The sequence below is a fragment of the Dactylosporangium aurantiacum genome, assembly GCF_000716715.1.
GTDB classification, from domain to species: domain Bacteria; phylum Actinomycetota; class Actinomycetes; order Mycobacteriales; family Micromonosporaceae; genus Dactylosporangium; species Dactylosporangium aurantiacum.
The window spans coordinates 1-26,308 of record NZ_JNYJ01000056.1 but is presented as its reverse complement, the minus strand read 5'-3'; the positions used below and the strand labels follow the sequence as shown (position 1 = coordinate 26,308).

The 26,308-nt window shown below is 75.9% G+C and carries 21 protein-coding genes and 1 pseudogene; 10 read left to right on the top strand and 12 right to left on the bottom strand.

The window, feature by feature from the left end; all coding sequences use genetic code 11:
- Positions 1–1,033 precede the first annotated feature (1,033 nt).
- Positions 1,034–2,218 carry a DUF4872 domain-containing protein gene (locus OP18_RS56155; RefSeq protein WP_156090188.1) on the bottom strand — a complete coding sequence of 395 codons (1,185 nt, stop codon included), beginning with the start codon at positions 2,216–2,218 and terminating at the stop codon, positions 1,034–1,036.
- Between the two features lie 239 nt (positions 2,219–2,457).
- Here OP18_RS56155 and ligD point away from each other — a divergent pair, with 239 nt between their 5' ends.
- Positions 2,458–3,786, top strand: coding sequence for a non-homologous end-joining DNA ligase LigD (gene ligD / locus OP18_RS43235; protein ID WP_245635731.1), 1,329 nt, complete (start codon positions 2,458–2,460; stop codon positions 3,784–3,786).
- Between the two features lie 7 nt (positions 3,787–3,793).
- Entirely contained in the window at positions 3,794–4,285 is a 492-nt protein-coding gene (locus tag OP18_RS43230) for a DinB family protein (protein ID WP_033365140.1), read from the top strand.
- 53 nt (positions 4,286–4,338) lie between these two features.
- Here the strand turns inward: OP18_RS43230 and OP18_RS43225 are convergent, their stop codons facing one another.
- Complete coding sequence (locus tag OP18_RS43225; RefSeq protein WP_033365139.1) at positions 4,339–5,979, bottom strand: FAD-binding dehydrogenase; 1,641 nt, start codon at positions 5,977–5,979, stop codon at positions 4,339–4,341.
- Positions 5,980–6,105: 126 nt separating this feature from the next.
- Between OP18_RS43225 and OP18_RS62905 the strand changes: the two are divergent.
- Together OP18_RS62905 and OP18_RS62900 are read left to right on the top strand one after the other, a co-directional pair.
- Positions 6,106–6,552, top strand: a pseudogene (locus OP18_RS62905) (RsbRD N-terminal domain-containing protein); the annotation flags it as partial.
- Between the two features lie 9 nt (positions 6,553–6,561).
- The gene (locus OP18_RS62900; RefSeq protein ID WP_483782925.1) at positions 6,562–7,275 is read left to right on the top strand and encodes a helix-turn-helix domain-containing protein; all 714 of its coding nucleotides are present in this window, start codon (positions 6,562–6,564) and stop codon (positions 7,273–7,275) included.
- Here OP18_RS62900 and OP18_RS43215 read toward each other — a convergent pair.
- From OP18_RS43215 to OP18_RS43190, 6 genes are all read right to left on the bottom strand, one after another.
- A complete protein-coding gene (locus OP18_RS43215) occupies positions 7,230–7,496 on the bottom strand; it encodes an acylphosphatase (protein WP_211273855.1) in 267 nt (88 codons plus the stop codon). The genes OP18_RS62900 and OP18_RS43215 overlap by 46 nt on opposite strands.
- Positions 7,497–7,523: 27 nt before the next feature.
- Positions 7,524–9,146 (bottom strand): cation:proton antiporter, encoded by a 1,623-nt coding sequence (locus OP18_RS43210; protein WP_052388200.1) that lies wholly within the window; start codon positions 9,144–9,146, stop codon positions 7,524–7,526.
- Between the two features lie 32 nt (positions 9,147–9,178).
- Positions 9,179–10,369, bottom strand: a complete 1,191-nt coding sequence (locus OP18_RS43205; protein ID WP_156090187.1) for an LCP family protein — start codon at positions 10,367–10,369, stop codon at positions 9,179–9,181.
- A gap of 208 nt (positions 10,370–10,577) precedes the next feature.
- Positions 10,578–11,627 carry an Acg family FMN-binding oxidoreductase gene (locus tag OP18_RS43200; protein ID WP_052388198.1) on the bottom strand — a complete coding sequence of 350 codons (1,050 nt, stop codon included), beginning with the start codon at positions 11,625–11,627 and terminating at the stop codon, positions 10,578–10,580.
- 242 nt (positions 11,628–11,869) lie between these two features.
- On the bottom strand, positions 11,870–12,844 hold the full coding sequence (locus OP18_RS43195; protein ID WP_033365137.1) for a hypothetical protein: 975 nt from the start codon (positions 12,842–12,844) through the stop codon (positions 11,870–11,872).
- A 170-nt stretch (positions 12,845–13,014) separates the two neighbouring features.
- The gene (locus OP18_RS43190) at positions 13,015–13,686 is read right to left on the bottom strand and encodes a hypothetical protein (protein ID WP_033365136.1); all 672 of its coding nucleotides are present in this window, start codon (positions 13,684–13,686) and stop codon (positions 13,015–13,017) included.
- A gap of 26 nt (positions 13,687–13,712) precedes the next feature.
- On the opposite strand from OP18_RS43190, the gene OP18_RS43185 reads away from it, so the two are divergent.
- Positions 13,713–14,483: an SDR family NAD(P)-dependent oxidoreductase gene (locus OP18_RS43185; protein WP_033365135.1), complete on the top strand. Its 771-nt coding sequence runs from the start codon at positions 13,713–13,715 to the stop codon at positions 14,481–14,483.
- 4 nt (positions 14,484–14,487) lie between these two features.
- Here the strand turns inward: OP18_RS43185 and OP18_RS43180 are convergent, their stop codons facing one another.
- From OP18_RS43180 to OP18_RS43170, 3 genes are all read right to left on the bottom strand, one after another.
- Positions 14,488–15,639 carry an FAD-dependent monooxygenase gene (locus OP18_RS43180; RefSeq protein WP_033365134.1) on the bottom strand — a complete coding sequence of 384 codons (1,152 nt, stop codon included), beginning with the start codon at positions 15,637–15,639 and terminating at the stop codon, positions 14,488–14,490.
- A gap of 79 nt (positions 15,640–15,718) precedes the next feature.
- Positions 15,719–18,877: an AfsR/SARP family transcriptional regulator gene (locus OP18_RS43175; protein WP_033365133.1), complete on the bottom strand. Its 3,159-nt coding sequence runs from the start codon at positions 18,875–18,877 to the stop codon at positions 15,719–15,721.
- 16 nt (positions 18,878–18,893) lie between these two features.
- Complete coding sequence (locus tag OP18_RS43170; protein WP_033365132.1) at positions 18,894–19,967, bottom strand: hypothetical protein; 1,074 nt, start codon at positions 19,965–19,967, stop codon at positions 18,894–18,896.
- A 124-nt stretch (positions 19,968–20,091) separates the two neighbouring features.
- Here OP18_RS43170 and OP18_RS43165 point away from each other — a divergent pair, with 124 nt between their 5' ends.
- Genes OP18_RS43165 through OP18_RS43155 form a run of 3 tightly spaced genes read left to right on the top strand, consistent with a single transcriptional unit; the run spans position 20,092 to position 22,980 of the window.
- The gene (locus OP18_RS43165) at positions 20,092–20,430 is read left to right on the top strand and encodes a MerR family transcriptional regulator (RefSeq protein WP_052388197.1); all 339 of its coding nucleotides are present in this window, start codon (positions 20,092–20,094) and stop codon (positions 20,428–20,430) included.
- Between the two features lie 2 nt (positions 20,431–20,432).
- Positions 20,433–20,753 carry a thioredoxin gene (trxA, locus tag OP18_RS43160; RefSeq protein WP_033365131.1) on the top strand — a complete coding sequence of 107 codons (321 nt, stop codon included), beginning with the start codon at positions 20,433–20,435 and terminating at the stop codon, positions 20,751–20,753.
- A gap of 46 nt (positions 20,754–20,799) precedes the next feature.
- Positions 20,800–22,980: a putative bifunctional diguanylate cyclase/phosphodiesterase gene (locus OP18_RS43155; protein WP_033365130.1), complete on the top strand. Its 2,181-nt coding sequence runs from the start codon at positions 20,800–20,802 to the stop codon at positions 22,978–22,980.
- Here the strand turns inward: OP18_RS43155 and OP18_RS43150 are convergent.
- Positions 22,951–23,823: a zinc-binding dehydrogenase gene (locus OP18_RS43150; protein WP_033365129.1), complete on the bottom strand. Its 873-nt coding sequence runs from the start codon at positions 23,821–23,823 to the stop codon at positions 22,951–22,953. The two genes, OP18_RS43155 and OP18_RS43150, sit on opposite strands and share 30 nt — an antisense overlap.
- Before the next feature lie 107 nt (positions 23,824–23,930).
- Between OP18_RS43150 and OP18_RS43145 the strand changes: the two genes are divergently transcribed.
- On the top strand, positions 23,931–24,329 hold the full coding sequence (locus OP18_RS43145; protein WP_033365128.1) for a winged helix-turn-helix transcriptional regulator: 399 nt from the start codon (positions 23,931–23,933) through the stop codon (positions 24,327–24,329).
- 131 nt (positions 24,330–24,460) lie between these two features.
- Complete coding sequence (locus tag OP18_RS43140; protein WP_033365127.1) at positions 24,461–26,098, top strand: sensor domain-containing diguanylate cyclase; 1,638 nt, start codon at positions 24,461–24,463, stop codon at positions 26,096–26,098.
- Positions 26,099–26,308 lie beyond the last annotated feature (210 nt).

The window sequence follows — 26,308 nt, the reverse complement described above, 5'->3', positions numbered from 1 at the left end:
ACGCCGCGGCCGCGGCCCGCCGGACCCCGCTCAGCCGCCCCCGGCTGACCGCCGCCACTCTCGCCCCGGCCCTGCTGCTCGGCGCCGGCGGCGTCGCGACCGGCGCCGGCGTGCCCAACGAGGTGACCGCCATCGGCGTGCTGCTCGCCGCGCCGATGATGGTGCTGGCGACCGCGATCCTGCGCGGCCCGCGTCCAGGCCCGGGCCTCAACGCAGGCGCAGGCGCGGACCTTGACGCCGGCGCAGGCGCGGACCCCGACGCAGGCGCAGGCGCGCGCCTCAACGCAGGCGCGGACCCCGACGCAGGCGCAGGCGCGCGCCTCAACGCAGGCGCAGGCGCGGACCCTGATGCCGGCGCAGGCGCGGACGCAGGCGCGGACCCAGGCGCGGACCCAGGCGCGGCCCCAGGCGCGGCCCCCGACGCCGGCGCGGGCGCAGGCGCGGGCGCAGGCGCGGCCCCAGGCGCGGCCCCAGGCGCGGCCCCAGGCGCGGACCCAGGCGCGGACCCAGGCGCGGACCCCGACGCCGGCGCGGGCGCAGGCGCGGGCGCAGGCGCGGGCGCAGGCGCGGGCGCGGGCGCGGGCGCGGGCGCGGGCCTCGACGCCGGCCCGGGCGCGGGCGGCGGCTCGGCGCGGAGGCGGCGCCGGGCCGGCACCGTCGGGTGGGTGGCACTGGTGGCCGCGTCGCCGGTGCTGAGCGTCCCGGTCGTGGCCGGTTCGCTGATGCTGTCCATCTTCGTGGCGAACGTGCTGTTCGCCGTCGCCGGCAGCAGCTGGGCCGCCGACGGGCTCGCCCTGCTGCCGGGCGCGGTCGTGCTGGCCGCGGTCGCCGGTGCGGCGGTCGCCCGGCTGGTCGTCCACCCCGCCGGACCACCGCCTGGCCCCGCCGTCCCGCCAGTCCACCCCGCCGGACCACCCCCGGGCCCCGCCGTCCCGCCAGTCCACCCCGCCGGACCACCCCCGGGCCCCGCCGCTCCACCGGCCCGGCCCACCGGCCCGCATCCAGGCGCCCCGGACCTGGAACGCGGCGCCGGTCAGGGGCGCAGCAGCCCGACCGCGGCCTCCTCGATGACACGGGCCTCGTCCAGCAGGTCGGCGAGCGCGGCGAACACGGCCGCCGGCGCCGACCCGGCGGACTCCCTCGCCGTCGCCGCCATCGCCGACCACACCGCCCCGGAGGCGCGCAACGCCGTGGCCGCCTCGGCGAGCCGGGGGCGGCCGGTCAGCCCGGCCGCCTCGTCGAGGAAGTCGGCGTAGATCGGGCGGGTGGCGCCGGGGGCGGTGTGCTGCTCCTCGAGGCACTCGTGGACGCGGCGGAGCAGGAAGGCGTACGCGTCGGGAGCGGCGAACCGCCGGGCGAACCCGGTCCTGGTCGTCGTGTCGCGCAGCTGGGCGGCGAGGCGGGTCATGCCGGCGAACCCGAAGTTGGCGTCGAACGCGGTGCCGAGCACCGGGCCGGTCAGGTGCGCGGCCGTCTCCTCGACAGCGGCCGTGACGGCGGTGGCGAGGTCGGTGGACGGGGTCGCGCCGGTGACGACGAGCCGGTGGTGACGGCCCTTGCGGTGGGCCGACCACGCGTCGGCGAACGCCTCGACCGGCAGCCGGTGCGGCCCGGCGTCGTGGACGGTGACGCCGCCGGGGTCCTCGGCGGTGACCAGGACCCCGTGCGGGTCGGCGTCGGTGAAGGTGGTCGCGGCACCCGGGCCGGAGTCGGTCCGGGTCCGCCACGGCAGGCGGCCGGCGGCGACGGTGCAGTACACGGGAAGGCCGTCGGCGAGGCGGGCGCGCAACGCCTGCAGCGCGGCCGCCGGGGTGGTGCTGTGCGACTCGGCGAACGCGATCCCGAGCCGGCGCAGCACCGTGGGCGCCCACGGTGCGGGGTGGTGCTGGGCGACGAGGGTGAGGATCGGGGGCCGGCCCCGGTACTCGAACACGGCCGTCATGAAGCCGATGCCGCCGCCGAGGCCGCACACCATGGGCTCGCTCAGCTCGGTGCCGGCCGCGTGCAACAGCCGCCGCACCACGTCGCTCGGCTGATGCCGCACGAGCGGAACCGCCGCACCCGGCGAAACCGGCACGTCCACCGCGCCCGGTGAAACCGGCACGTCCACCGCGCCCGGCGCGGTGGCCAGCACGTGCCGGCGGGCGGTGGTGTACGACTCCCCGGTGCGGGCGCTGCGGGCCCGGACGAGTCGCTTGAGATGCTTGTGGTCGGTCATCACGGCTGCCTCACCGACGGTCGGGCCGCTGCGCCTGCCCACGCGGCGGAGTCGGCGACCGTCGTGCGGGTCGGACGGGTGGACCGGCCTTCGGACGACACGACCGCGATGGCAGCGGACCACCTTCTCCCCCGCGCCGCCGGTGGGCGTGGGCCACCGGTCAAGGGGTACGGCGCGCGGCGGCGCCACCGGGCATCGTACCCGACCCGAGGACCGCCGCGGTGTGTTTGACTGGGTTCGTGGCTGGTGAGCGGCGCTTCGTGGTGCAGCGGCACCGCGCGACCCGGCTGCACTACGACTTCCGGCTCGAGATCGACGGGGTGCTCGTCAGCTGGGCCGTGCCGAAGGGGCCGACGCTCGACCCGAAGGTGCGGCGGGCCGCGTTCCACGTCGAGGACCACCCGATGGACTACGTGGACTTCGAGGGGGTCATTCCCGCCGGTGGGTACGGCGGCGGCGACGTCATCGTGTGGGACGCCGGGACGTGGGAGCCGTACAAGGACCCGGATCCGGCGGCGGCGGTCGCCAACGGGGAGCTGCACGCGCGGCTGCACGGCGAGAAGCTGCGGGGCACGTTCGTGCTGATCCGCACGAACCGGCCGGGGTCGGGCAAGGACGGCTGGCTGATGCTGCACAAGCGGGACGAGCACGCCGTCGACGGCTGGGACCCGGAGGACCACCCGCGCTCCGTCCTCAGTGGACGCACGAGCGAGGAGGTGCTCGCCGACCCCGACCGGCTCTGGGACCCGCACAGCGGCGCCCGGCCGTTGAAGGCGGGCCGGGAGGAGCTGCGCGCGCTCGACGCGCTCGGCGACGGCGACACCTGGCACGTGTTCGGCCGTGACCTTCGGGTCGCGGCGCCGGACGCGGTGCTGTTCCCGGGGCGGCCGCCGGTGACGAGGCGGGAGCTGCTGCGGTACGCCGCCCGCATCGCACCCACCCTGCTGCCCCATGTCGCCGGCCGCGCCCTCAACCTGCGCCGCTTCCCGCGCGGGGCGGGCACCGCCGGGTCCTGGCAGCGCCGGCCGCCGCGGCACGCCCCGGCGTGGCTCACCTCGCTGACGATCACCGAACCCGCCGCGCTGGTGTGGGCGGCGGCCGCCGGCGCCCTGGAATGGCACGTGCCCGCGACCGGGGTCGCGGTGATCGGGCTGGACGGCGCCTGGCAGGACCAGCTGGCGCTGGCCCGGCTGTACCGCACGGCCTTCGAACACCTCGGGGTGGCCGCGGGCGTCAAGGTGTCCGGCGGGCACGGCATCGAGCTGTGGGTGCCGGCGGCCGGCGACACGACCGGGTGGGTCGGGTCGCTGACGCGCTCGGTCGCGGCGGTCGTGCCCGACCTCGCCCACCACGGGGCGCCGGCCGGGCCGCTGGTGCTCGCGCCGTACAGCCCGCTCGCCGCGCCCGGGGCGCCGGTGTCCGCGCCGGTCGGCTGGGACGAGCTCGACGACCCGGCGCTGCGCCCGGACGCGTTCACCGTCCGCACGGTCCCGGAGCGGCTCGCCGAGCGCGGCGACCTGTTCGCCGCCGTGCTGGGCCCGGCGCGCCCCCTGCCACCTTTGGTATAGATGGTCGATGGCCGAGACACAACGACGACCGGTGCCGCGCGACGACGGCGGCGAGCTGGACACGACCCTGGCGTTCCTCACGTTCGCCCGCGAGTCGGTGCTCATCAAGACCGAAGGGCTCGACGACGAGCAGCTGCGCCGGGTCCTGGTGGAGACCGGCACGACGCTGCTGGGCCTGGTGCGGCACCTGACGGTGGCCGAGCGGTACTGGTTCGAGCACCACCTCGCCGGGGGCCCCGACGAGGAGTGGGACTTCGGTATGGACGTGCCCGCCGAGGTGGGCAGCGCGGAGGTCCTGGACGCCTACCGGGCGGCGATCCGGCGCAGCGACGAGATCGTCCGCGGGATCGGCGACCCGCAGGCGCGGTGCGCGCGGGACATCGAGGGCACGCACCTGTCGCTGCGCTGGCTGCTGGCGCACATGCTCACCGAGACGACCCGCCACGCCGGGCACGCCGACATCATCCGGGAGCAGCTGGACGGCACCACGGGCCGCTGAGCCCGGGCGGCCGCCGCCGCGGCGCGTCGAGCACCGCGACGGCGGCCGGGCGGCTACGCGACGGCGGCCGCCGCGGCGCGGCCCGCGACCCGGCCGGAGAACAGGCAGCCGCCGAGGAACGTGCCTTCCAGGGAGTTGTAGCCGTGCATGCCGCCCCCGCCGAAGCCGGCCGCCTCGCCGGCCGCGTAGACGCCGGGCAGCGGGGTGCCGTCGGCCCGCAGTACCCGCGCGGACAGGTCGGTGTGCAGGCCGCCGAGCGTCTTGCGGGTCAGGATGTTGAGGCGCACCGCGATCAGGGGGCCGGCCTTGGGGTCGAGCAGCCGGTGCGGGGTGGCGACCCGGATGAGCTTGTCGCCGCGGTACGCCCGGGCCCCCCGGACGGCGGTGATCTGCGCGTCCTTGGCGAACGGGTTGGTCAGCTGCCGGTCCCGGGCCTCGATGACGGCCCGCACGTCCGGCGCGGACAGCAGGGAGGAGCCGGCGAGCTCGTTCATGCCGGCGACGAGCTGCTCGACGGTCGGGGCGACCACGAAGTCGGCGCCCTTGCGCTTGAACGCCTCGACGGGCGCGGGCGCGCCGGGGCGGACCCGCTGCAGCACCTGCCGGACGCTGCGGTTGGTCAGGTCCGGGTTCTGCTCCGAGCCCGACAGCGCGAACTCCTTCTCGATGATCTTCTGGGTGAGGACGAACCAGCTGTAGTCGTGGCCCGTGGCCATGAGGTGCTTGAGGGTGCCGAGGGTGTCGAAGCCCGGGTAGCAGGGCGCCGGCAGGCGCTTGCCGGTGGCGTCCAGCCACAGCGACGACGGGCCCGGCAGGATGCGGATGCCGTGGTTGGGCCAGACCGGGTCCCAGTTCTGCAGGCCCTCGGTGTAGTGCCACATCCGGTCGGGGTTGATGACCTGCCCGCCGGCGGCCTCGGTGATGCCGAGCATCCGGCCGTCGACGTGCGCCGGGACGCCGGCGACCATGCGCTGCGGCGGTGCGCCGAGCCGCGCCGGCCACGCCTTGCGCACCAGGTCGTGGTCGCCGCCGATGCCGCCGGAGGTGACGATGACGGCCTGCGCGGACAGCTCGAACGCGCCGGTCACCGTGCGGGAGCTGGGCTGGCCGCGCAGGATGTCGCTGGGCTCCAGGACCGACCCGCTGACCCCGGTGACGGTGCCACCGTCCTGCATCAGGGCGTCGACCCGGTGCCGGAAGCGGATCTCGACCAGCGGGCTGGCCTGCACCCGGCGGGCGAACGGCTCGACGACGCCCGGGCCGGTGCCCCACGTGATGTGGAAGCGGGGCACGGAGTTGCCGTGCCCGTGGGCGGGGCCGCCGCCGCGCTCGGCCCAGCCGACGACGGGGAACAGCCGGTGTCCCATGGCGCGCAGCCAGGAGCGCTTCTCGCCGGCGGCGAACTGCACGTACGCCTCGGCCCAGCGGCGCGGCCACAGGTCCTCGTCCCGGTCGAACGCGGCGCTGCCCAGCCAGTCCTGCCAGGCGAGGTCGGCGGAGTCCTTGATCCCCATGCGGCGCTGCTCCGGCGAGTCGACCAGGAACAGCCCGCCGAACGACCACCACGCCTGCCCGCCGAGGCTCTGCGGCGGCTCCTGCTCCAGCAGGATCACGCGCTTGCCGGCGTCGGCGACCTCGGCCGCCGCGACCAGCCCGGCGAGGCCGGCCCCGACCACGATCACATCTGCGTCCACGCCATCAGACTAGGCATCGGCATGCGAGAATCGTGGCGCCGGGAGCAGAATCTCGGCGCCGTTTTGTCATCGCGGTGACAATTTCGCCGGAGGTGTACGGTCGACCTCACGCCCACCGTCCGCGAGCGCCTGCGCGGGCTGCGCGGCCGGCTGCACGAGCAGACCCTGGCGACGGTCAGCGCGGCGATGCTCGCCCAGGGCCGGTCACTGTCCGGCGGGCAGGGCCGCGGCCTCACCCTCGGCGTCGAGACCGCCGTCGACGCGTTCCTCGACACGTTCGTCGCCGGCGGTGACCTGACCCGCACCCGCGCGGTCTTCCATGAGCTGGGCCGCACCGAGCACCGCGAGGGCCACCACATCGACGCGCTGCGCTCGGTGCTCACCGTCGGCGCCCGGGCGATCTGGTCCGCGGTCAGCGACCCGGCCGCCGACCTGGACCGCGCCGACCTGTCCGCCGTGGCGCACGCCCTGTTCGGCTACGTGGACGTGCTCGCCGGCGCGGCCGCCGAGGGGTACCTGGACGAGCAGCAGGACGCCGCGCACGACTGGGCCCTGGTCCGGCGGCGGCTCATCACGCTGCTGGTGCAGCCAGACCCGCCCGCCGACACCGCGCTGCACGCCGCGGCCGAGGCGGCGCGCTGGCCGCTGCCGGCGGCGGTGACCGTCGTCAGCGTCGAGGGCACCGACGCCGAGCACCTCGCCCGTGCCGTCGGCGGCGGCGCCATCGCCACCGTCATCGACGGCGCCACCAGCATCGTCGTGCCCTCCCCCGGCCGGCTGCCCGACGCGCCCGCCGCGGCGGGGCCGGCGGCGGTCGCCCGCGGGCTCACCGGGCGGCGCGCGGCGGTGGGGCCGGAGCTCGAGCTGCGGCGGGCCCGCACCTCACACCGGCTGTCCCGGCGCGCCCTGCAGCTGCAGCAGGCCGGCACCCTGCCCGACGGGGTCATCGGCTGCGACGAGCACCTGGTCACCCTGCTCACCGCCTGGGAGCCGGGCGTCGCCGACCGGCTCGCCGCCCGCGCCCTCGCGCCCCTCGCCGCGGCCACCCCGGCGTCCCGGGAGGTCCTCGCCGAGACGCTCCTGGCCTGGCTGCGCTGCCAGGGGCAGGTCATCGCGACCGCCGAGGCGCTGCACACGCACCCGCAGACGGTCCGCTACCGGCTGCGCAAGCTCCGCGACGCCTACGGCGCCCGGCTCGACGACCCCGACGAGCGGCTGGCCCTGCACCTCGGCCTGCTGGGGCCGGCCGGTCACCGCACGGCGAAGACGGCCAGGCCCTCCGGGGTCTCCTCGTAGACCTCGACCGCGGTGACGCTCGCCCCGGCGGGGCCGTCCCACGCCCAGGCGACGAGCCGCTCGACCGCCTCCACGGGCCCCTCGAACACCGCCTCGACCCGGCCGTCGGCCAGGTTGCGGACCCAGCCGCCGACGCCCGCGCCGGTCGCCACCCGCCGGCACGTGTCGCGGTAGTAGACGCCCTGGACCCGTCCGGACACCAGCACCCGCCTGCGCTCCATCCTGCGACGGTACCGCCGCCGCCCGGGTCACTTCCGCCGGTCGGGCAGCAGCCGCTCCTCGTGGTCCAGCTCCCGCTCCAGGACGCGCAGGCCCTCGTCCGGCAGGGTGCCGGAGTCACGCCACCGCAGCAGCTCCTCCCGCTGGGCCTCCATCGCGACGCGGCGGATGCGCACGCCCGCCTCGTACTGCGGCGACACCGGCATCTCCGGCGACTCGGCGCTCTGCAGCAGGTCGATGCGGCCCTGGTAGCGGGCCAGGCGCTGGTTGAGCAGGTCGCGCATGGCGTCGGTCGCCTCGGCGTCGGCGGCGTCCAGATCGGCGTCGCGGTGCCCGGGGTCCTCGCGCCGCTCCCGGTCGAGGTCGTCGAGCCGGTCCAGGGCGGCACGGACCGACGCGGCGCGCGCCTCGTTGCGCAGGCGGGCCTCGTCGACCTGGTCGGCGCGCAGGCCGAGCAGGCGCACCAGCGGCGCGAACGTGAGCCCCTGCCCGACCAGCGTCACCAGCACCACGGCGAACGTGCAGAACAGCAGCAGGTCCCGGTCGGGGGTGATCCGGGGCAGGGTGAACACCGCCGCCAGGCTGATCACGCCCCGGGTGCCGGCCCAGCTCAGGACGGTCACCTCCCGCCCGCTGAGCCGGCCCTCGTGCTGGCCCGTGCCGAGGCGCGAGTGCAGCGACCGGGGCAGCGACTGGGTCAGCAGCAGCCACAGCGGCCGGATGAGCAGCACCGACCCGACGGACACGGCGACCGCGGTGACGACGGTGGAGGTCCCGTACTGGCGCAGCCCCCGGATCACCGCCGGCAGCTGCTGGCCGATCAGCAGGAACACGAACCCCTCGAGCAGGAAGTCGACGAGCCGCCACACGGCGCTGGTCTGCAGCCGGCTGGCGCCGGACGCGGTGCGCGGCGCATGGTGGCCCACGACGAGCCCGGTGACGACGACCGCGAGCACGCCGGAGACGTGCAGGTGCTCGCCGAGCAGGTACGCGCCGAACGGCGTGGCGAGCGACACCGCGTTGGCGGACATCGGGTCCCGGGTGAGCGGGCGCAGCAGCCGCAGGGCGTAGGCGACCGCGGCGCCGACGGCCGCCCCGCCCGCGGCGGCGACGACGAACCGGCCGGCCGCGGCCGGTGCGGAGAAGCCCTCGCCGAGCACCGCCGCGGCGGCGAAGCTGAGGATGGTGAGCGCGGTGGCGTCGTTGAGCAGGCCCTCACCCTGGATGATGGTGACGAGGCGGGGCGGCAGGCCGACCCGGCGCCCGACGGCGAGCGCCGCGACCGGGTCGGGCGGGGCGACGGTGGCGCCGACGGCGATCCCGGCGGCGAGGGTGGCACCCGCGACCAGGAAGTGGAAGCCGTAGCCGATGACGAGCGCGGTGATGAACACCAGCAGCACCGACAGGCTCACCACGATGCGCAGGTTGCGCCGGATCGCCAGCAGCGAGGCGTCCAGCGCCGCGCTGTACAGCAGCGGGGGCAGCACGAAGGTCAGCACGATGTCCGGATCGAGCGTCAGGTTCTGCCCCGGCAGCAGCGCGTAGACGATGCCGATGACCGGCAGGATCGCCGCGGCGGGCAGCCCCGTGCGCCCGGCGAACCACCGCACCGCGACGATGACCGCGACGGCGGCGAGCACGAACAGCAACATCGTCTCGGCAGGCACGCCCCCATTGTCAGGGTTTACCGGGTGGATGCCTTGACGGTTGGTGACTTCGTCGGCGTGGCGCCGGGCGCCGTGGCGGCCTGGTCGGCGTTGTTGTTCACCATCTCCGGGTGCGCGGCGACGAACGGGCCGACCTCGTCGCGCACGATCGCGGCGAGCAGCTCCTTCGCGGTGTCGTCGAGGACCTCGTACGACTTGCCGCCGACCGTCTCGGAGTGGAAGTCCCCGTTGTTCACCTTCAACGTCACCATCTGGTCCGCGTTGAGGCCCTTGAGCGTGAAGATCCAGTCGGTGAGCGGGATGTTGTTGTTGTAGAAGGAGACCGCGTCGCCCATCTTGTTGAGCATCTCGGTGACCTTGATCGGGTTGGTGATGACGCCAGCGCTGGTCGCCTTCTTCACCATCGCCTTGATGAACTGCTGCTGGTGGCGCTGCCGGCCGTAGTCGCCGTCGTTGTTGGCCAGCTTGTCGCGCTGCCGCACGTAGTCCAGCGCCTCCCAGGCCTCCATGTCGTAGCAGCCGACCTCGTAGATCTGCGGGCGCATGTTGGGCCTGAGGGTGGTCGGCAGGTCGTTGGCGAAGTTGTAGGGCGGGCCCTCCTTGCCGGTCTTGGTGTTCCAGCCGGTGTGGATGGAGATGACCCGCTCGTCGACGCACATGTGCACGCCGCCCATCGCGTCGACGAGGCCCTTGAAGCCGTCGAAGTTGACGATCGCGGCGCCGTTGAACTTCAGGCCGCCGGCCAGGCCGCTGACCGTCTCGGCGAGCAGCTCCAGGCCGCCCTTGCGGCCGCCGCCGTTCTGGAAGCCGCCCTGGAACGCGGCGTTGATCTTGTCGGTGCCGCCGTCGTACCGCGTCTTCGGGTGCGCCGGGATCCTGACCTTCGTGTCGCGCGGGATCGACGTGAGGTACACGGCGTCGTGGCTGGCCGGCACGTGCGCGATGATGATCGAGTCGGCGCGCACGCCCATCTCGGCGTTGTCGACCCGCTCGTCGATGCCGACCAGCAGCAGGTTGATCGGCCCGTCGATGGTGTTGCCCTCGGCGGCGGCCTGGCCCAGCCCGCCCTCGTGGGTGATCTGGTCGCTGTAGTGGTCCAGCAGCAGCTTGCCGCCGATCAGCCCGCCGCCGCTGATGACGAGCAGCAGCGCGCCGAACACGAGCAGCAACTTCGCCCACAGGGGGTCTTTGCGCTTCCTGCCCACCACACGCCCTTCCCGACCGTCGAACTCATGCTGAAGACGGAACCGGGGCGTGCAACGTTGCGTCTCGCTTCTCGGGTCGGCCGCCTCCGACGATAGCGCCGACGAGTTTCCACTGTTCGCCGCGCGTTCACCTGGATCGCGGTGCGCGAGTGTGGCGATGCTCACGGGCCGCCGCCGCCGTCACCGGCGGTCGGTGCGGGCGGCGACGGCGTCAGCGGTCCGGGGACGGTTCGGCGACGACCTCGACGGTCGACACGGACCGTCGCCGGGGCGTGACCGGTGGCGCGTCGAGCTTGGCGAGCACGCCGATCCGCACGGCCATCGCCGGGTGGCCGACGTCGCCGAGCATCCGGCGCAGCATCGCGCGGGCCGCCGGGACCTCCACGACGTCGCTCATCGGCGAGGCGGCCAGCCCGTCGCCGACGGCGGTGAGCAGCACCGCGGACAGCGCCTCCCCCGCCGCGATCCAGTCCCGCGGCAGGTCGCCCCGGGTCACCAGCACCGCGTAGCGGGCGTGACGGTCGGCGACCTCGCCGCCGGCGTACACGCTGACCTGGTCGGCGGCGGTGCCGGTGAAGTCGCGGATCGGCACCGGGCGCGGGCCGGGCGCCGCGGCGGTCCCCGGCGGCACCCCGTCCTCGGCGCCGGCCCGGACCCAGGCGGCGAGCTCGGCCCGGTACGCCGGGTCCGCCCGCTCGACGTCCGCGGCGTGACCGGCGGCGACGGCGACGTCCACGAGGTCCTGCGGGCGCACCACGTGCAGGTCGGCGCCGGCGGCGGTGGCGGCGGCCCGCAGCCGGTCCAGGGCCGCCTCGGGCACGTCCAGGTCGGCGAACGGCCGCCGGTCGGTGCGCCGGATGCCCATCGCCCGGCGCAGCCGCTGCGGCTCCGCGGTGACCGTCGTGCCGGCGCGGGCGGCCGGGCCGGCGTGGCGCACGGTGGCGAGCAGGTCGGGATCGTCGTCGTCGGGCAGGTACGCCACCTCGGCGGCCACCCCGTCGGCGGCGAGCGCGACCCGGGCGTGGTGCAGCGCGGCGCCGCAGCTGAGCGTCAGCAGCCGCCCGTCGGGGTCGATGGTGGCCAGCTGGCGGCCGCGGTCGGCGCGCAGCTGCGCGGTGTCGCCGTCGATGCGCCAGTGCCACGGCTGGGTGTTGAGGATCGACGGCGCGCCGAGTGCGGCCAGGACGGCCTGGGTCAGGGCCCGGCCGGCCGGCGTGACCCGCACTGCGGTGCCGCGGTCGGTGTACTGGATGGCGGCCATGACGAGCTCCCTCGGTGTAGCTGACGGTCCACTCCACGGTGGCGCGCCGGGGCGGGTGGCCGGCAGTGCGGAGATGCCCGCATCGGCGGGACCTTCGTCCCGTCCGGCCCGGGACCCCGGGCAGCGGGACCGGACCGCCGCACGGCACTGACCCGGCACGGCACGGACCCGCACGGCACGGACCCCGGACCGCCGGGGTGCCGGCCGTCCGGGGTCTGTGGGGAGCCCGCGGGTGAGCGGGGTCAGGCGGTCGCCGGCACCTCGGCGTGCGGGCGGCGCAGGCGGGGCAGCCAGCGCACCTCCTCCGCGGTACCCGGGTCCGAGCCGTACGCGAGCAGGGTCAGGAACACCCCGTAGACGGGCAGGTGGCCGAGCAGCTCCGGGGCGCCGAAGATGAGCAGCGTCGCGTTGAACGGCACCGCGGCGACCAGCATCGCCAGCTGCGGCATCGCACCGGACAGCACCAGCAGGCCGAAGAGCAGCTCGGTCGCGCCGGCGACCAGGATGAACGTGTCGGCGGGCACGTGCAGGCCGACGTAGGAGAAGACGTCCAGCTGCGGGTAGTGCGCCAGGGTGGCCCGGGCCATCGCCGGGTTGGCCAGCTTCTCGGAGAACGCGAGGGTGACCAGGGCGGTGGCGACGCCGACCCGCAGCGCGAGCAGCGCCCGGCGCAGGGTCCGCGGGTCCGCCTCGACGGCACCGTGCCGGTCGCCGGACGGCGGCAGGAACGCGAGGAACCCGGCGATGCCGAGCAGGTCCGCGGCCTCCAGGAGGCTGACCGGCCCGGTGGCGGCGAGCGCGACCGGCCCGACGACGACGAGCGCCAGGGCGGCGGGCCGCAGCCGGTACCCGGTGATGAACCAGACGCCGAGCGCGCCCTCGACGACGGCGAGCAGCGCCGGCGCCGGCAGCTCGTGCAGCTCCAGGTCGGCGGCGAGGAAGTAGCCGCGGGCGGCCAGGGTGAGCAGGCTGACGCCGAGGTGGATGGCGAGCAGCCGCGGCAGGTACGGCGTGATCCGGCCGAGCGGCCGCAGGACCGTCAGCTCCGGGGTGCCGACCCGCCGGGCGACGGCCCGCCACGCGACGGTGGCCGCGACCACCAGCGCGAGCACCGCGAGGGTCACCGGCCGGGTCGCGAACCCCCAGTCCGGCGTGTACGCCGAAGGGTCCTGCAGGAACCACTTCTCGTGCGCCAGTACCGAGTCCTGCAGTTGCATGGGGGTCGCCTCCAACGTCCGCCGTTCGCTTTCGCCATCAGCATCGGCAGCGGCGCGGGCGGTCCTCAGGGCCGAAGGTCCCGAAACCAGCAGGACAACGGCTCGACCGCGCAAGGCTCAACCGCTCACGGCCGCACGGCGCAACGGCTCAGCGGTCCACGGCGAAACGCTCAGCGGTCCACGGCGATCCAGGTCGCGCGGGCGCGGGCCAGCACGTCGCCGCCCGGGCCGTACAGGGTGGACAGGACCGTCGCCTTGCGCCCCTCGGAGGCGACGTGCCGGCCGGTGATCACGCACTGCGCGCCCGGCTCCGGCACCGCGTCGAGCCGGGCGGCGATGCGGCCCAGCACGTACGGGCGGTCCTCGGTCAGCACGGACCAGCCGCCGGGGCAGTCCAGCGCCGCCCACACCAGCACCGGCGACACGTCCGGCGGGACCTGCCAGGGAGTGGCGGTGCGCCCGTCCGGCAGCGGCCCCGGGAACAGCCCCAGCCCGTCGCCGCGGTCGGGGCCGCACACGAAACAGGTCGGGAACGGGTGGGCGGTGAACCCCCGATACCCCCGCGACGCCGCGACCGCGTCGGCGAACGGCACCGCCGGCACCGCCTCGGGCGGCTCGCCGGGGTCGGTGCGGGCCGACGCGACCAGGGCCTCACCGTCGTGCACCTGCACCGTCCCGCCGGTGGCGTCCTGCCCGGCGGTGACGGTGAGCGGCGTGTCCAGCGGCGGCGGCCGGCGCAGCGTCACCTCGACCGGCCCGGTGAGGTGCGCCGCGACGAGCCCCGCCGTGTAGCCGCCGTTGCCGGAGCCGGGTGGGCCGTTGAACCGCGCCGCGATGATCATCGTGTCCCTTCACGTACGCTGCCCGCATGGACGGCTTTCCGCGTTTCGACGTGCCGGGGCGGGTGGCCCTGGTGACCGGGGCCGCACGGGGCCTCGGCCGCGCGATCGCCCTCACCCTCGCACACGCCGGCGCCGACGTCGCGCTCGGGTTGCGCGACGTGGACGCCGACGCGGGTCTCGCGGCGGAGGTCGCCGCGCTCGGCCGGCGCGTGCTGCCGCTGCAGATGGACGTCACCGACGTCGGGCAGGTCCGGGCCGCCGTCGACCGGGTCGTCGAGCACTTCGGCCGGCTGGACATCCTGGTCAACAACGCCGGCATCGCCCCGGAGAACCTCGCCGAGGACGTCGTCGAGGAGGACTTCGACCGCACGCTCGCGGTCAACCTCAAGGGCACCTTCTTCGCCAGCCAGGCCGCCGGCCGCGTCATGATCCGGCAGCGGTACGGCCGCATCGTCAACATCGGCTCGCAGGCCGGCGCGGTGGCCCTGCCGGGCGAGGCCGTCTACTGCATGACCAAGGCCGCGATCGCCCACCTGACCCGGTGCCTCGCCGTCGAGTGGGGCGGGCACGGCATCACGGTCAACGCGGTGGCCCCCACGTTCATCCACACCCCCGGCACCGAGGCGTACCTCGCCGACCCGGACCACCGCCGCGACGTCGTCGAGCGCATCGCCGCCCTGCACCGCATCGGCGAACCCGTCGAGGTCTCCGGTGCGGTGCTGTTCCTCGTCTCCCCCGCCGCGTCCCTCATCACCGGCGAGACCCTCCTCGTCGACGGCGGCTGGACCGCCCGCTGACCGGTCATCTGGCCAGGGCCGGGTAGTCCTGCAGGTCGATGCCGGTGGCGAACCTGTCGGTGACCTTCAGCAGCAGCCGCAGCAGTCGCGGGCTGCGGAACATCCAGTTGCGCATCGCCAGGCGGGGGCGGCTGGCCGGGGCGAGGAACGGGCCGGCGTTGCCCTGCCTGGAGACCTTGGCGTAGTCGCGGAAGGCGGCCTCGTACCGCGGGAACGCGACCCGGTGGTCGCCGCCGGCGGTGGCCAGCTCGCCGGCGAGGACGTAGGCGCCGACGACGGCCAGGCCGGTGCCGAAGCCGCCGAGGGTGTTGCCGTACGCCGAGTCGCCGAGCAGGACGACGCGGCCGCGGGAGTACGCGGGGACCTCGACGCGGCTGATCGAGTCGAGGTAGAAGTCGGCCGCGGCCGGCACGCGGGCCATCAGCTCGGGGATGCGCCACCCGCCGCCGCGGTAGGCGTCGACGAGGATGCGCTGCTGCTGTCCGACGTCCTGGCGGTCGTACCGCAGCTGCGGGGAGGCGAACACGAAGAACGCCGGGGCCTTCGGGCCGCCGAGGGCGGCCATGCGGCCGGGTTCGTTGTACATCACCGGGTCACCGTCGACGCCGAGGTCGGCCAGGGCGTAGTAGTGGCCGAGGAACCGCACGTGGTCGGACTCGGGGCCGAAGGCGAGGCGCCGCACGGTGGAGTGGATGCCGTCGGCCCCGACGACCAGGTCGAAGGTGCGTGGCGCGGCGCGTTCGAAGGTGACGTGGACGCCGGTGCCGGTGTCGGTGAGCGAGGTGACCGTGTCGCCGAAGAGGTACTCGCAGTGGGCTTCGGTGCGCCCGTAGAGCAGCCGCGACAGGTCGCCGCGGCGGATCTCGAGGTCGCCGCCGCTGAACTCGCCCGGGATGACGGCGAGGGGCCGGCCGCCGGCGTCGATGATCGTCTGGTCCTGGCCGCCGGTCTGCAGCCGCCGGACGTCGTCGAGCAGGCCCATGCGGGCCAGGACGGTGCGGTGGGTCTCGCCCTTGAAGTCGACGGCCTGGCCGCCGGTGCGCAGGGCAGGGGCGCGTTCGACGACGGTGACGGTGCAGCCGTTGCGGCTCAGCCAGTACGCGAGGGCGGGGCCGGCGATGCTGGCGCCGCAGATGAGGACCGTGGTGTGCTTCATGCCGGGAAGCGTCGCGGGCGGCGCTGACAGTTCACGGCCGTTGCGCTGACAGTTCTCCGGTCCACCCCGCCGCGGGCTGTCAGCGCTCGGGTGGCGCCGCCGCGTCCAGGGTGGTCAGGGCCTGGTCGCGGGTCATGGCGGCGCCGCGGGCGTACGCGGCCGCGAACGCCTCGGGGCCGAGCGCCGCCCGGGCGGCCGCCGCCGTGCGGGCCACGTCCACGTCGCCGGTGACCGCCGTGCCCCGCAGCGCGACCGCCGCGCCGAGCAGCACCGCACCGCGCTCGGCGCCGGCCCGGCCGGCCGTGCGGCACGCGTGCCCGGCCAGGCCCTCGGCGACGGCGGCGAGGGTGGCGGCCAGGGGCATCTGGCGGGCGGCGGCGAGGGCCTCCCGGTGCCGCCGGGCGGCCTCGTCGACCCGTCCGGCCGTCTCGGCGGCACGGGCGAGCGCGGTCAGGATCGGCGCCGTCGTGTACGCGGCACCCGGCTCGCCGGCCGCGGCGCCGGCCAGGGCCCGCTCCAACCGCCGGGCCGCCTCGATCAGGTCGCCGGCATGCCGGGCGACCTCGCCGAGCCCGAGCGCGACCAGCGACGTGTCGGGCCGGCCCGCGGCCGCGCTGAGCCCGGCGGCGCGGCGCAGGTCGGCGGCGGCCGCGGCGAGGTCGCCCTGCCGGCGGTGCGCCTCGGCCCGGCGGCACAGCACGTCGGCGGACTCCAGCCCGGCGCCGAGCTCGTCGAGCAGCGCCAGCGCCTCCCGCCACAGCTCGTGGGCGCGGGCCCATTCGCCGCGCCAGGCCGCCACGCCGGCGAGCCCGTCGAGCGCCTGCGCGGTGCCCCACCGTTCACCGACGGTACGGAAGCTCGCGAGGACCGCGCGCAGCTCGGCCTCGCCGTCGCCGGTGCGCCCGTCGAGGACGGCGAGCATCGCGAACCCGAGGCGGCCGAGGGCGACGTTCCACGGGTCGTCGCCGAGCAGCCGCGCCGACGGGGTCCGGGTGGCGTGCTCCGAGGTGGTGGTCATGCCCCACACCGCGGCGCCGAACGGGTGCCGCAGCGGGCCGCGCATCGTGCGCATGATGTCGTCGGCGCGGCGGCGGTGCCCGGCGCCGGCGCGTGCCTCGGCGTGCACGACGCAGCTGACGTACTCCTCGTCGAGGCCGTCGGGCACGTCGTCGAGCAGCTCGGCGGCCAGGTCACCGACCCCGGTCCGGCGGCCGCCCAGCCACCAGTACGCGGCGAGCGCGGCGACCAGCCGCATCGCGGTCGGGCGGTCCTCGCGCACCGCCCAGCGCAGCGCGGCCATGAGGTTCTCGTGCTCGGCCGACAGCACCGCCAGCCACTCGAGCTGTTCGGCGCGGCGCAGGAACGGGTCCGCCCGCCGGGCGAGCGCGAGCTGGTGCCGGGCGTGGGCGCGGCGCAGCGCGGGTTCCTCACCGGCCTCGGCGAGCCGTTCCCGGCAGTACAGGTGGATGGTGCCGAGCATGGTGCACCGCCCGTCGCGGACGCTGACCAGCGAGCGGTCCACGAGGTCGGCGAGCACCTCCGCGGCGTCGGGCACCCCGCACACGGCCTCGACCGCGTCGAGCGGCGCGCCGCCGGTGAACACGGCGAGCCGGCGGGCCAGCGCCTGCTCCTCGGGGCGCAGCAGCTGCCAGCTCCAGTCGACGACGGCCCGCAGCGTCCGGTGGCGTTCGGCAGCGGTACGGTCGCCGCGCGACAGCAGCCGGAAGTGGTCGTCCCCGGTGAGCCGGTCCGCGATCCCGGCCACGTCGAGGTGGCGCAGCCGGGCCGCGGCCAGCTCGATGGCGAGGGGCAGCCCGTCGAGCGCGGCGCAGATCCCGGCGACCTGCCCGGCGGTGCCGGGGGTGAGCGCGAAGCCGGGGCGCGCGGCGGCCGCCCGGTCGGCGAACAGCCGCACCGCGGGCGCCACCACCGCGGACCGGCCGGCGGGCGGCGCGGTGTCCAGTGGCGCGAGGGGCAGCAGGGTCTCGCCGGTGAGGCCGAGCGGCTCCCGGCTCGTGGCGAGGACGGTCAGCCCGGGGCAGGCGGTGAGCAGGGTCCGGGCGAGGTTGGCGGCCGCGTCGAGGACCTGCTCGCAGTTGTCCAGCACGAGCAGCAGGCCGGTGTCGCGCAGCGCGCCCGTCAGCAGCCGGACGGGGTCGGCGGCCGGCGCCGGGAAGCCGGCCTCGCGCAGGCCGAGCGCGCCGAGGACCGCGGCCGGCACCTGGGCGCCGCTGTCGAGCCGGGACAGGTCGGCGAAGCAGGTGCCGCGCGAGGCGCGGCCGGCCGCCTCGACGGCGAGGCGGGTCTTGCCGATCCCGCCGGGCCCGGTGACGGTGACCAGCCGGGCGCCGCCGCCCGGCGCGATGTGGCGGGCGAGGGCGGCCAGTTCGCGGTCGCGGCCGACGAAGGAGGTCAGCTGCGCGGGCGGCCCCTGCCGGGCCGGCACCGCGATCCCCCCGGCGGCAAGAGCGGCGTCGGCAGCGGGCCCGGCAGCAGCGGGAGCGGGCCCGGTGAGGGCGCCCGGAGCGGCGGAAGCGGCGGCGGGCGGCTGGGCGCGCAGGATGGCGAGGTGGATCGCGGCCAGGTCCGGCGACGGGTCGGCGCCCAGCTCGTCGGCGAGCAGCCGGCGGACCCGGTCGTACTCGGCGAGCGCCGCCGCGGTCCGCCCGGCCGCGTGCAGCGCCCGCATGAGCTGCCCGGCCAGCCGCTCCCGGAACGGGTGCTCGGCGACCAGGCCGCGCAGGTCGGCGACGCAGGTGCCGGCCGGCGTGGCGAGCTCGGCCTCGACGAGGTCCTCGACCGCCGTCAGCCGCAGCTCGTCCAGCCGGGCCCGCTGGGCGCCGGCGTCGGGCAGGTCGGCGAGGGCGGGGCCACGCCACAGGGCGAGCGCCTCGCGCAGCGCCGGCACCGCCCGTGGCGCGGCGCCCGCGGCCAGCAGCCGGCGGCCTTCGCGGGCCAGCCGCTCGAAGCGGTGCACGTCCACGTCGTCCGGGTCGACCGCCAGGCGGTACCCGCCGCCGGTGAACTCGACCAGGCCGGCCGGCAGGCACCGGCGCAGCCGCGACACCTGCGCCTGGACGGCGTTGGCGCTGCCGGCGGCGAACCGGTCCGCGGCGACGACCTGACCGGCGTTGAGCAGCAGCACGGTGAGCAGCGCCCGCGGTTTCGGCCCGCCGACGGCGACCGGCTCGCCGCCGTCGGCGCGGACCTCCAGCGGGCCCAGGATCCCGAACCACATACCCCGATCCTGCCGCTCACGGCCGGGCGGCGCGGCGGCGGGAGACGGACCAGGCGCGGACCGCGACGATCGGCAGCAGGATCGCCGGGGTGACCAGGTAGAGGAACGCGGCGGCGCCGCCGCGGCGCACGGCGACGGTGTACCCGTCGGCCTCCAGCAGCCGCGTCATGCCGGTGTCCAGCAGGTGCGTCGCGGCGACCACGGCGAGCGCGATCCAGCCGACCGCGGCCGCGGCGGCGAACGTGGCGACGCCCCGCAACCACTTCGGCAGGAACGGGATCGCGGCGACGAGCGCGGCCAGGCCGACGATGACGGCCGGCCACACCAGGGCCGGTCCACCGAGGTCGAACACCGAGTAGCGCACCCGCTGCACGGTGCCGCCGCGCAGCGCCCAGAAGTCGTCGTCGATCAGGGTCGGCGCGGTGAGCATGGTGAACCCGGCGGTCAGGGCGACGAGCACCTCCAGGTCGTGCGGCCGGGTGAACAGCAGCACGAGGACCAGGGTCAGCAGCGCCACGCCGAGCACCCCCATGACCCAGCCGGCCTGCGGGTAGGCGCCGACGGAGCCGTCGCTGGCCTCGGCCGTCGGCGCCACGCCCGGCAGGTGCCGCTCGGCGAGGCGCGTGTCGAGCCGGTCGATCCTCGCCTTCAGCCCCACCAGCAGCAGGAGCATCAGCACCGCGGTCAGCGCCGCCGGCGGACCGACGACCCGGCCCAGCGTGGCCGGCGACTTGAGCAGCGTGCCGACCAGCACGACGAGGAGCCCGCCGCCGATGAGGTACGCCATCCAGTACACCGGTGCCCGCATGCCGTGCAGCTCGACCAGGGTCGCGGAGCCGCCGCCCGGGTGGGTGTCGACGAACGGGAGCCGGCCGCCGAAGTACAGCAGGACCGACGCGACGACCGTGACGAACGCGAGCCCGCGCGTGGGACGGGACGGTGCCCCCGCCGGGGCGGCGGACGGAGCCGGGCGGCGCCGGCGGTGCAGGACGGCGAGCGTGCCGAGCAGCCCGAGCACCGCCAGCACACCCGCGCCGGTCAGCACCGTGACGACGGTCACCTCGGCCGGCGACGGCGCCAGTCCATCCATGTGTGTTCTCCCCCGAGTCGAGCGCCGATCGTAGAGGAGTCGCCGGTGCGCCGGGGTCCCGGCCGCGGACGGTGCCGGATTCGGGCTGGCGTTGACATCACTGTCAAGGTTTACCGTTGGTCGCATGCGGATCGGTGAGCTGGCGGAGCAGGCCGGCACGAGCGCGCGGGCGCTGCGCTACTACGAGCAGCAGGGCCTGCTCAGCGCCCGGCGGAGCGCGAACGGGTACCGGGACTACGACGAGGAGGACCTGCGGCTGGTGCGGGAGATCCGCGCCCTGCTGGAGATCGGTTTCAACCTCGAGGACACCCGGCCGTTCGTGGAGTGCATCCGTGAGGGGCACAGCTCCGGCGCCGAGTGCCCGGCGTCGGTCGAGGTGCTCACCCGCCGGCTCGCCGAGATCGACGACTACATCGCGCGGCTGCGGCGGATCCGGGCCACGATCGTGAAGGAGCTGGGCTGAACATGCTGAACGTCACCGATGCCACGTTCGCCGAGGAGGTCCTGGGCAGCGACCTGCCGGTGCTGGTGGACTTCTGGGCCGAGTGGTGCCCGCCGTGCCACCGGCTGTCGCCGGTGCTCGACGAGCTGGCGGCCGAGTACGAGGGCCGGGCCAGGATCGTGAAGATCGACTCGGACACCAACCCGGAGACGGTGCGGGCGTACGGGGTGATGTCGATGCCGACGCTGAGCATGTTCCGCGGCGGGGAGCTGGTGTCGCAGGTGGTCGGGGCGCGGCCGCGCGCGCAGCTGCGGGCGCAGATCGACGGGGCGCTCACGACGTGATCTGAGGCACCCTCATGCCGGCCCCGCGGCGGCCGATGCTGCCTGCATGCGGGGAACGCTGCGGGAGCGCGTGTGGATGTGGTGGACGGTCGCCGGCCTGCTGGCGACCGTCGGCTATTTCACGCTGCCCACCGGTTCCCTCGCCGGCAGCCTGATCTACGACGGGCTGGCCGCCGGCGCCGCGCTGGTGATGCTCGCCGTGGCCCGGGGCCGGCTGGCGTGGTGGCTGTTCGCGGGCGGCACGCTGCTGTGGGCCGGCGGCGACGCCGTCTACAGCTACTACGTGCACGGCCTGCACCAGGACCCGTTCCCGTCGCCGGCGGACGGGCTGTACCTCGCCGCGTACCCGGTGCTCGCCGCCGGGGTGTTCGTGCTGGTCCGGCAGCGCGCCGGGCGGAACCGGGCCGCGGTCCTGGACGCCTCGATCGTGGCGACCGGCGCGGGCCTGATGCTGTGGACGTTCGTCATGCAACCGATCGCGGACGACGGCAGCGTCGGGGTCGGCGCGCGGATGGTGGCGCTGGCGTACCCGGCGTTCGACGCGCTGCTGCTGGCCATGCTCGCCCGGCTGCTGGTGTCCGGCGCGGTGCGCGACACCGGGATCCGCCTGCTGGCCGCCTCGCTCGTCATGCTGACCTGCGCCGACGTCGCGTACTCGACGGTCACCGCGTACACCTCCTACGACGGCGGGCTGTTCGACGCCGGGTGGCTGCTGTCGTACGTGCTGTGGGCCGCCGCCGCGCTGCACCCGTCGTCGCGGCGGGCGGCCCGGGCGGCCGACGCCGGCGAGGACGCGCTGCGCTTCGGCTGGCCCCGCCTGCTGACGCTGGCCAGCTCGTCGCTGCTGGCGCCCGGGGTGCTGCTGGTGCAGGGCGTCACCCGCCCCCACGAGATCGACTGGCTGCCCGTCGGTGCCTGCGCCGTCGTGCTGTTCCTGCTCGTCGGGGTCCGCATGGCCGGGCTGGTCCGGCAGGTGCGGCAGCTGGCCATGCGCGACGACCTGACCGGCCTGGCCAACCGGCGGGAGCTGGAGCTGCGCATCCGGGCGGCGCTGGGTTCGCCGGCCGCGGTCGCGCTGATCGACCTCGACGACTTCAAGGCCATCAACGACCGGCTCGGCCACGGCGTCGGCGACCGGCTGCTCGTCGCCGTCGCCGAGCGGCTGCGCTCGGTGGCCCGACCCGGCGACACGGTGGCCCGGCTCGGCGGCGACGAGTTCGCACTGCTGCTGCCGTCCGGCGACGTGCGCGCGTACGCCGAGGCGCTGGAGCGGCCGTTCGTCGCCGGGCCGCACCGGCTGCTGGTGCGGGCCAGCATCGGGGTCGCCGGCTGCGGCGGCACCGCCGACGCGTTCGAGCCGCTGCGCCGCGCCGACGTCGCGATGTACGCGGCCAAGGTCACCGGCGGCCGGCAGCAGCACTACGACCCGGCCCTGGACGCCCGGGCCTCGCAGCACGCCGAGCTGGGCGCCGAGCTGCGCACCGGCCTCGACGAGTCGCAGTTCTTCATGGTGTACCAGCCGATCGTCGCCCTGCCGTCCGGCGACACGGTCGCGGTGGAGGCGCTGGTGCGCTGGCGGCACCCGCAGCGCGGACTGGTCAGCCCCGCCGACTTCATCCCCATCGCCGAGCACAACGGCCTCATCGTCGAGCTCGGCGCGTGGATCCTGCGCGAGGCGTGCACCCGGATGGCGCACTGGCGCGACACGCTCGGCGCGCGGGCGCCGCAGCGGGTCAGCGTCAACGCCTCGGCCCGGCAGCTGTCGGAGCCGGACTTCGCCGGGACGGTCGCCGCGGTGCTCGCCGACACCGGCCTGCCGCCCCGCTGCCTCGTCGTCGAGGTCACCGAGACGGCCGTCTTCGACAGCGACACCGCCCTGGACACGCTGCGCGCGGTGCGGGCCCTCGGGGTCCGCATCGCGCTGGACGACTTCGGCACCGGGCACTCGTCCCTCGGCCTGCTGCAGACCGCGCCCGTCGACATCCTCAAGGTCGACAAGTCCTTCGTCGACCACGTCGGTACCCCCGGCCGGCAGGCCGTCATCGCGCGGGCGCTCATCGACGTGAGCAACCACCTGGAGCTGACCGCGATCGCCGAGGGTGTCGAGACCGCGGCGCAGGCCGACGAGCTGTACCGGCTGGGCTACCGCTACGTCCAGGGGTACCACTTCGGCCGGCCCGCGCCGGATCCGATGTTCTCAGGCAGTCAGCACGAGCTTGCCGCGTAGGCCGCCGGCCTCCAGGCGGCGGTGCGCCTCGGCGGCCTCCTCCAGGGGCAGGGTCCCGGCGACCCGGGTGACCAGCCCCGCACCGAGCAGCTCGGCGAGCAGCTCCCGGTCCGGGGTCACGTGCACCGTGGCGACCCGCACGCCCCGCTCGGGCCGCGGCGCCGACGGGTCGGTCACCGCCACGAACACGCCGCCGTCGCGGACCGCGGCGATCGCCGCCGGCACCGACGCCGCGTTGAGCACCCCGTCGAACGACCCCGCCACCGGGGTGGCGGTGCGCGGCAGCACCGTCTTCGCGCCGAGCTCGGCCACGTACGCCTCGTCGCCGGTGGAGGCGACCGCGGTCACGTCCAGCCCGGCGACCACCGCGAGCTGCACCGCGAACCCGCCGACGCCGCCGCTCGCCCCCGTGACGAGCAGTGACTGACCGGCGGTGAGCCCGGCCAGGCGCAGGGCCTGGGCCGCGGTGACCGCGTTCAACGGCACGGTCGACACCGTGACCAGGTCGGCCGCCGCCGGCACCGGCGCGAACCAGGCCGGGTCCGCCAGCAGCACCGACGCGTACGCGCCGACCCGGCCGCCCTGCTCGAACCACGGCACGAACCCGGCGACGGGCCGCCCGTCGTCGGTGACCCCGGCGAAGTCCCACCCGGGCACGAACGGCCCGGTGAGGTCCGGCGCCAGCGCCGCCATGTACCCGGCGCGGGTCGCCACGTCGACCGGGTTGACCGCGGCGGCGGCGACCCGTACCCGCACCAGGCCGCCGGCCGGCTCCGGCGCCGGCCGCCGCGCCACCCGCAGCGCGTCGGCCCCGCCGTACCGCTGCACCTCGACCACTCGCATGACGTTCCCCCTCGTGTTCCGTGGAGCTGACGGGAACCAGCCTGGCCGAGGAAGGTACTGTTGGAAACCAGGTACCTAAAAGTGCCCTAGGAACCCGGGGGATCGTCATGACGAAGACAGCCGAGCAGCAGCGGGCCGAGGCGAAGGTCCTGTACGACGCCTACATGGCCGCCTGCCCGACCCGCGAGGTGTTCGCCACGATCGCCGACAAGTGGGCGGGCCTGCTGGTCAACGCGCTCGCCGACGGCCCGCGCCGGCACAGCGAGCTGCGCCGGCGCATCGCCGGGGCCAGCCAGAAGATGCTGACCCAGACGCTGCGCGCCCTGGAGCGCGACGGCCTCGTCAAGCGCACCGTCACCGCGTCGGTGCCGGTCCGCGTGGACTACGAGCTGACCCCGCTCGGCCGCTCCCTCGCGCCGCTCCTCGGCGCCCTCAAGACCTGGGCGGAAACCAACATCGAGCACATCATGGCCGCCCGCGACGCCTACGAGCCGCAGCCGCGGTAGCCGCCGCTCTCGGCGGGGAGCCGCGGGTCACGGCGACGAGCTGGGTGACGGGCGGCACGCGACGTTCCCCGCACCGGCGATCCCGGCCGGGAAGGGCTTCAGCGCCGGGCCGACCGGCCGATGACGTCGGCATGGCCGGACCGACGATGGACATCGACGCGCGCGACGCGATCTTCGCCGCGCTGCTGGCGGAGCACCCGGACGCGTTCGTCAGCGCGGTCACCGCCCAGGGCCTGTTCGCGTCCCTGCCGGAGGAGCTGCGCCGCACCGGGCTGCGCCCCCTGGAGGGGCCGTCCTCGGCGCTCGATCTGGTGGTCGGCGACGACCACACCGCCGTCGTGGACGCCTGGCTCCAGGCGATCGCCGTGGGCGCGGCCAGCTGCGTGGTCCACCCGCAGGCCGCGCCCGGCGCGACCGCCCGGATGCACTTCGTTGACACGACGCACCGCTTCGGCCTGTACACCTGCTGCGTCACGGGACTGGAGGGCCAGCCCGACGCGCTCGGCATGGACCCGGTCCGGCCGCGGCTGGTGACCGTCCGCAAGGACCAGCGGGCGGTCATCACCGACGCCGATCCCGGCATCGCGCGGCTGCTCGGCTGGACCGCCGAGGAGCTCGTCGGCCGCCGCGCCATCGACCTCGTGCACCCCGACGACCACCAGCGGGCCATCGCCAGCTGGATGGACCTGCTCACCGTGCCGGCCGGCGAGGCCCGCCGGGTCCGGCTGCGGCACCTGCACCGCGACGGCCGCGCCATCTGGTTCGAGATCACCAACCACAGCTTCCTCGGCGCGCCGGAGCACCCGCACGTGCTGGGCGAGATGCTCGACATCACCGACGAGATGGCCGCGGAGGAGGCGCTGCGCGCCAGCGAGCAGCTGCTGCGCCGGCTCACCGAGGCGCTGCCGATGAGCATCGTGCAGATCGACGCCGACCGGCGCATCGTGTACCAGAACGCGCGCGTCGCCAGCACGATCGGCACCACCGAGGGCGAGATCCTGGGCGACGCCCACCTCGCCGCCGGCGTCATCCCCGGCGACCTGCCGATGGTGACCGCCGCCCTCGACGGCGCCCTGCGCGACGGCACCGACGTCGATCTGGAGTACGGCTTCCGCCACCCCGGGACCGGCCTGCGCCGCATCGACGCGAAGGTCCGTGCCCTGGCCGCCCCCGACGGCCAGATCACCGGCGCCATCATCTGCCTCATGGACGTCACCGACGCCGTGCGCATGCGCGAGGAGCTGCACCGGCAGGCCACGTACGACGCGCTCACCGGCTGCCGCAGCCGCGCCGCCACCCTCACCACCCTCGACGGGTCGCTGGCCACCCCGGCCACCAACCGCGGTGTCGCGGTCGTCTTCGTGGACCTCAACGAGTTCAAGGCGGTCAACGACCGGCACGGCCACGCCGCCGGCGACCGCCTGCTCACCCACGTCGGCTCGCTGCTGCGCGCCGGCGTCCGCGACGGCGACGTGGTCGGCCGCTTCGGCGGCGACGAGTTCGTCGTCGTCTGCCGCGACGTCGCCGGCCAGCCGCAGGCCCGGCGGATCGCGGAGACCCTCGCCGCCGCCCTGGCCGCCGACACCGCCGCCCTGCACTTCGACTCCGACGCGGGCCCGGTGCAGATCCTGCCGCGGGCCAGCATCGGGGTCAGCTGGGGCCGCCCCGGCACGGTCGACGCCGACGCCCTCATCGCCCGCGCGGACGCCGCCATGTACGCCGCGAAGAAGACCCGCGCCGGCCGCGTCGCCATGCAGATCGCCCCCTGACCCGGGCGACCGACGGCCACGGTGCGGTCGCGGTCGAGCCGGGTGATGGCTGCGCGTTCCGCCAGGTGGGGATCCTGTCCGGTCTAGCTTGGTTTTTAACCTTGGGGTCGCCGTGGTCGACCCCGTCGGTCGTGGAAACAGCCCCTGGGTGATCATCTTCTTGTCGAGGGAAGAAGATCAATACCAGGGGCTGTTGCATGATCAGTGTGC

Excerpts from the sequence above, each read along its gene's own strand:
- OP18_RS43230 (WP_033365140.1), top strand. The coding sequence starts at position 3,794 with ATGGCCGAGACACAACGACGACCGGTGCCGCGCGACGACGGCGGCGAG.
- OP18_RS43145 (WP_033365128.1), top strand. The coding sequence starts at position 23,931 with ATGACGAAGACAGCCGAGCAGCAGCGGGCCGAGGCGAAGGTCCTGTAC.
- trxA (WP_033365131.1), top strand. The coding sequence starts at position 20,433 with ATGCTGAACGTCACCGATGCCACGTTCGCCGAGGAGGTCCTGGGCAGC.
- OP18_RS43180 (WP_033365134.1), bottom strand. The coding sequence starts at position 15,639 with ATGAAGCACACCACGGTCCTCATCTGCGGCGCCAGCATCGCCGGCCCC.
- OP18_RS43190 (WP_033365136.1), bottom strand. The coding sequence starts at position 13,686 with ATGATCATCGCGGCGCGGTTCAACGGCCCACCCGGCTCCGGCAACGGC.
- OP18_RS43200 (WP_052388198.1), bottom strand. The coding sequence starts at position 11,627 with ATGGCCGCCATCCAGTACACCGACCGCGGCACCGCAGTGCGGGTCACG.
- OP18_RS43195 (WP_033365137.1), bottom strand. The coding sequence starts at position 12,844 with ATGCAACTGCAGGACTCGGTACTGGCGCACGAGAAGTGGTTCCTGCAG.
- OP18_RS43185 (WP_033365135.1), top strand. The coding sequence starts at position 13,713 with ATGGACGGCTTTCCGCGTTTCGACGTGCCGGGGCGGGTGGCCCTGGTG.
- OP18_RS56155 (WP_156090188.1), bottom strand. The coding sequence starts at position 2,218 with ATGACCGACCACAAGCATCTCAAGCGACTCGTCCGGGCCCGCAGCGCC.
- OP18_RS43140 (WP_033365127.1), top strand. The coding sequence starts at position 24,461 with ATGGCCGGACCGACGATGGACATCGACGCGCGCGACGCGATCTTCGCC.
- OP18_RS43170 (WP_033365132.1), bottom strand. The coding sequence starts at position 19,967 with ATGGATGGACTGGCGCCGTCGCCGGCCGAGGTGACCGTCGTCACGGTG.
- OP18_RS43155 (WP_033365130.1), top strand. The coding sequence starts at position 20,800 with ATGCGGGGAACGCTGCGGGAGCGCGTGTGGATGTGGTGGACGGTCGCC.
- OP18_RS43215 (WP_211273855.1), bottom strand. The coding sequence starts at position 7,496 with ATGGAGCGCAGGCGGGTGCTGGTGTCCGGACGGGTCCAGGGCGTCTAC.
- OP18_RS43175 (WP_033365133.1), bottom strand. The coding sequence starts at position 18,877 with ATGTGGTTCGGGATCCTGGGCCCGCTGGAGGTCCGCGCCGACGGCGGC.
- OP18_RS43210 (WP_052388200.1), bottom strand. The coding sequence starts at position 9,146 with ATGTTGCTGTTCGTGCTCGCCGCCGTCGCGGTCATCGTCGCGGTGCGG.
- OP18_RS43150 (WP_033365129.1), bottom strand. The coding sequence starts at position 23,823 with ATGCGAGTGGTCGAGGTGCAGCGGTACGGCGGGGCCGACGCGCTGCGG.
- OP18_RS43165 (WP_052388197.1), top strand. The coding sequence starts at position 20,092 with ATGCGGATCGGTGAGCTGGCGGAGCAGGCCGGCACGAGCGCGCGGGCG.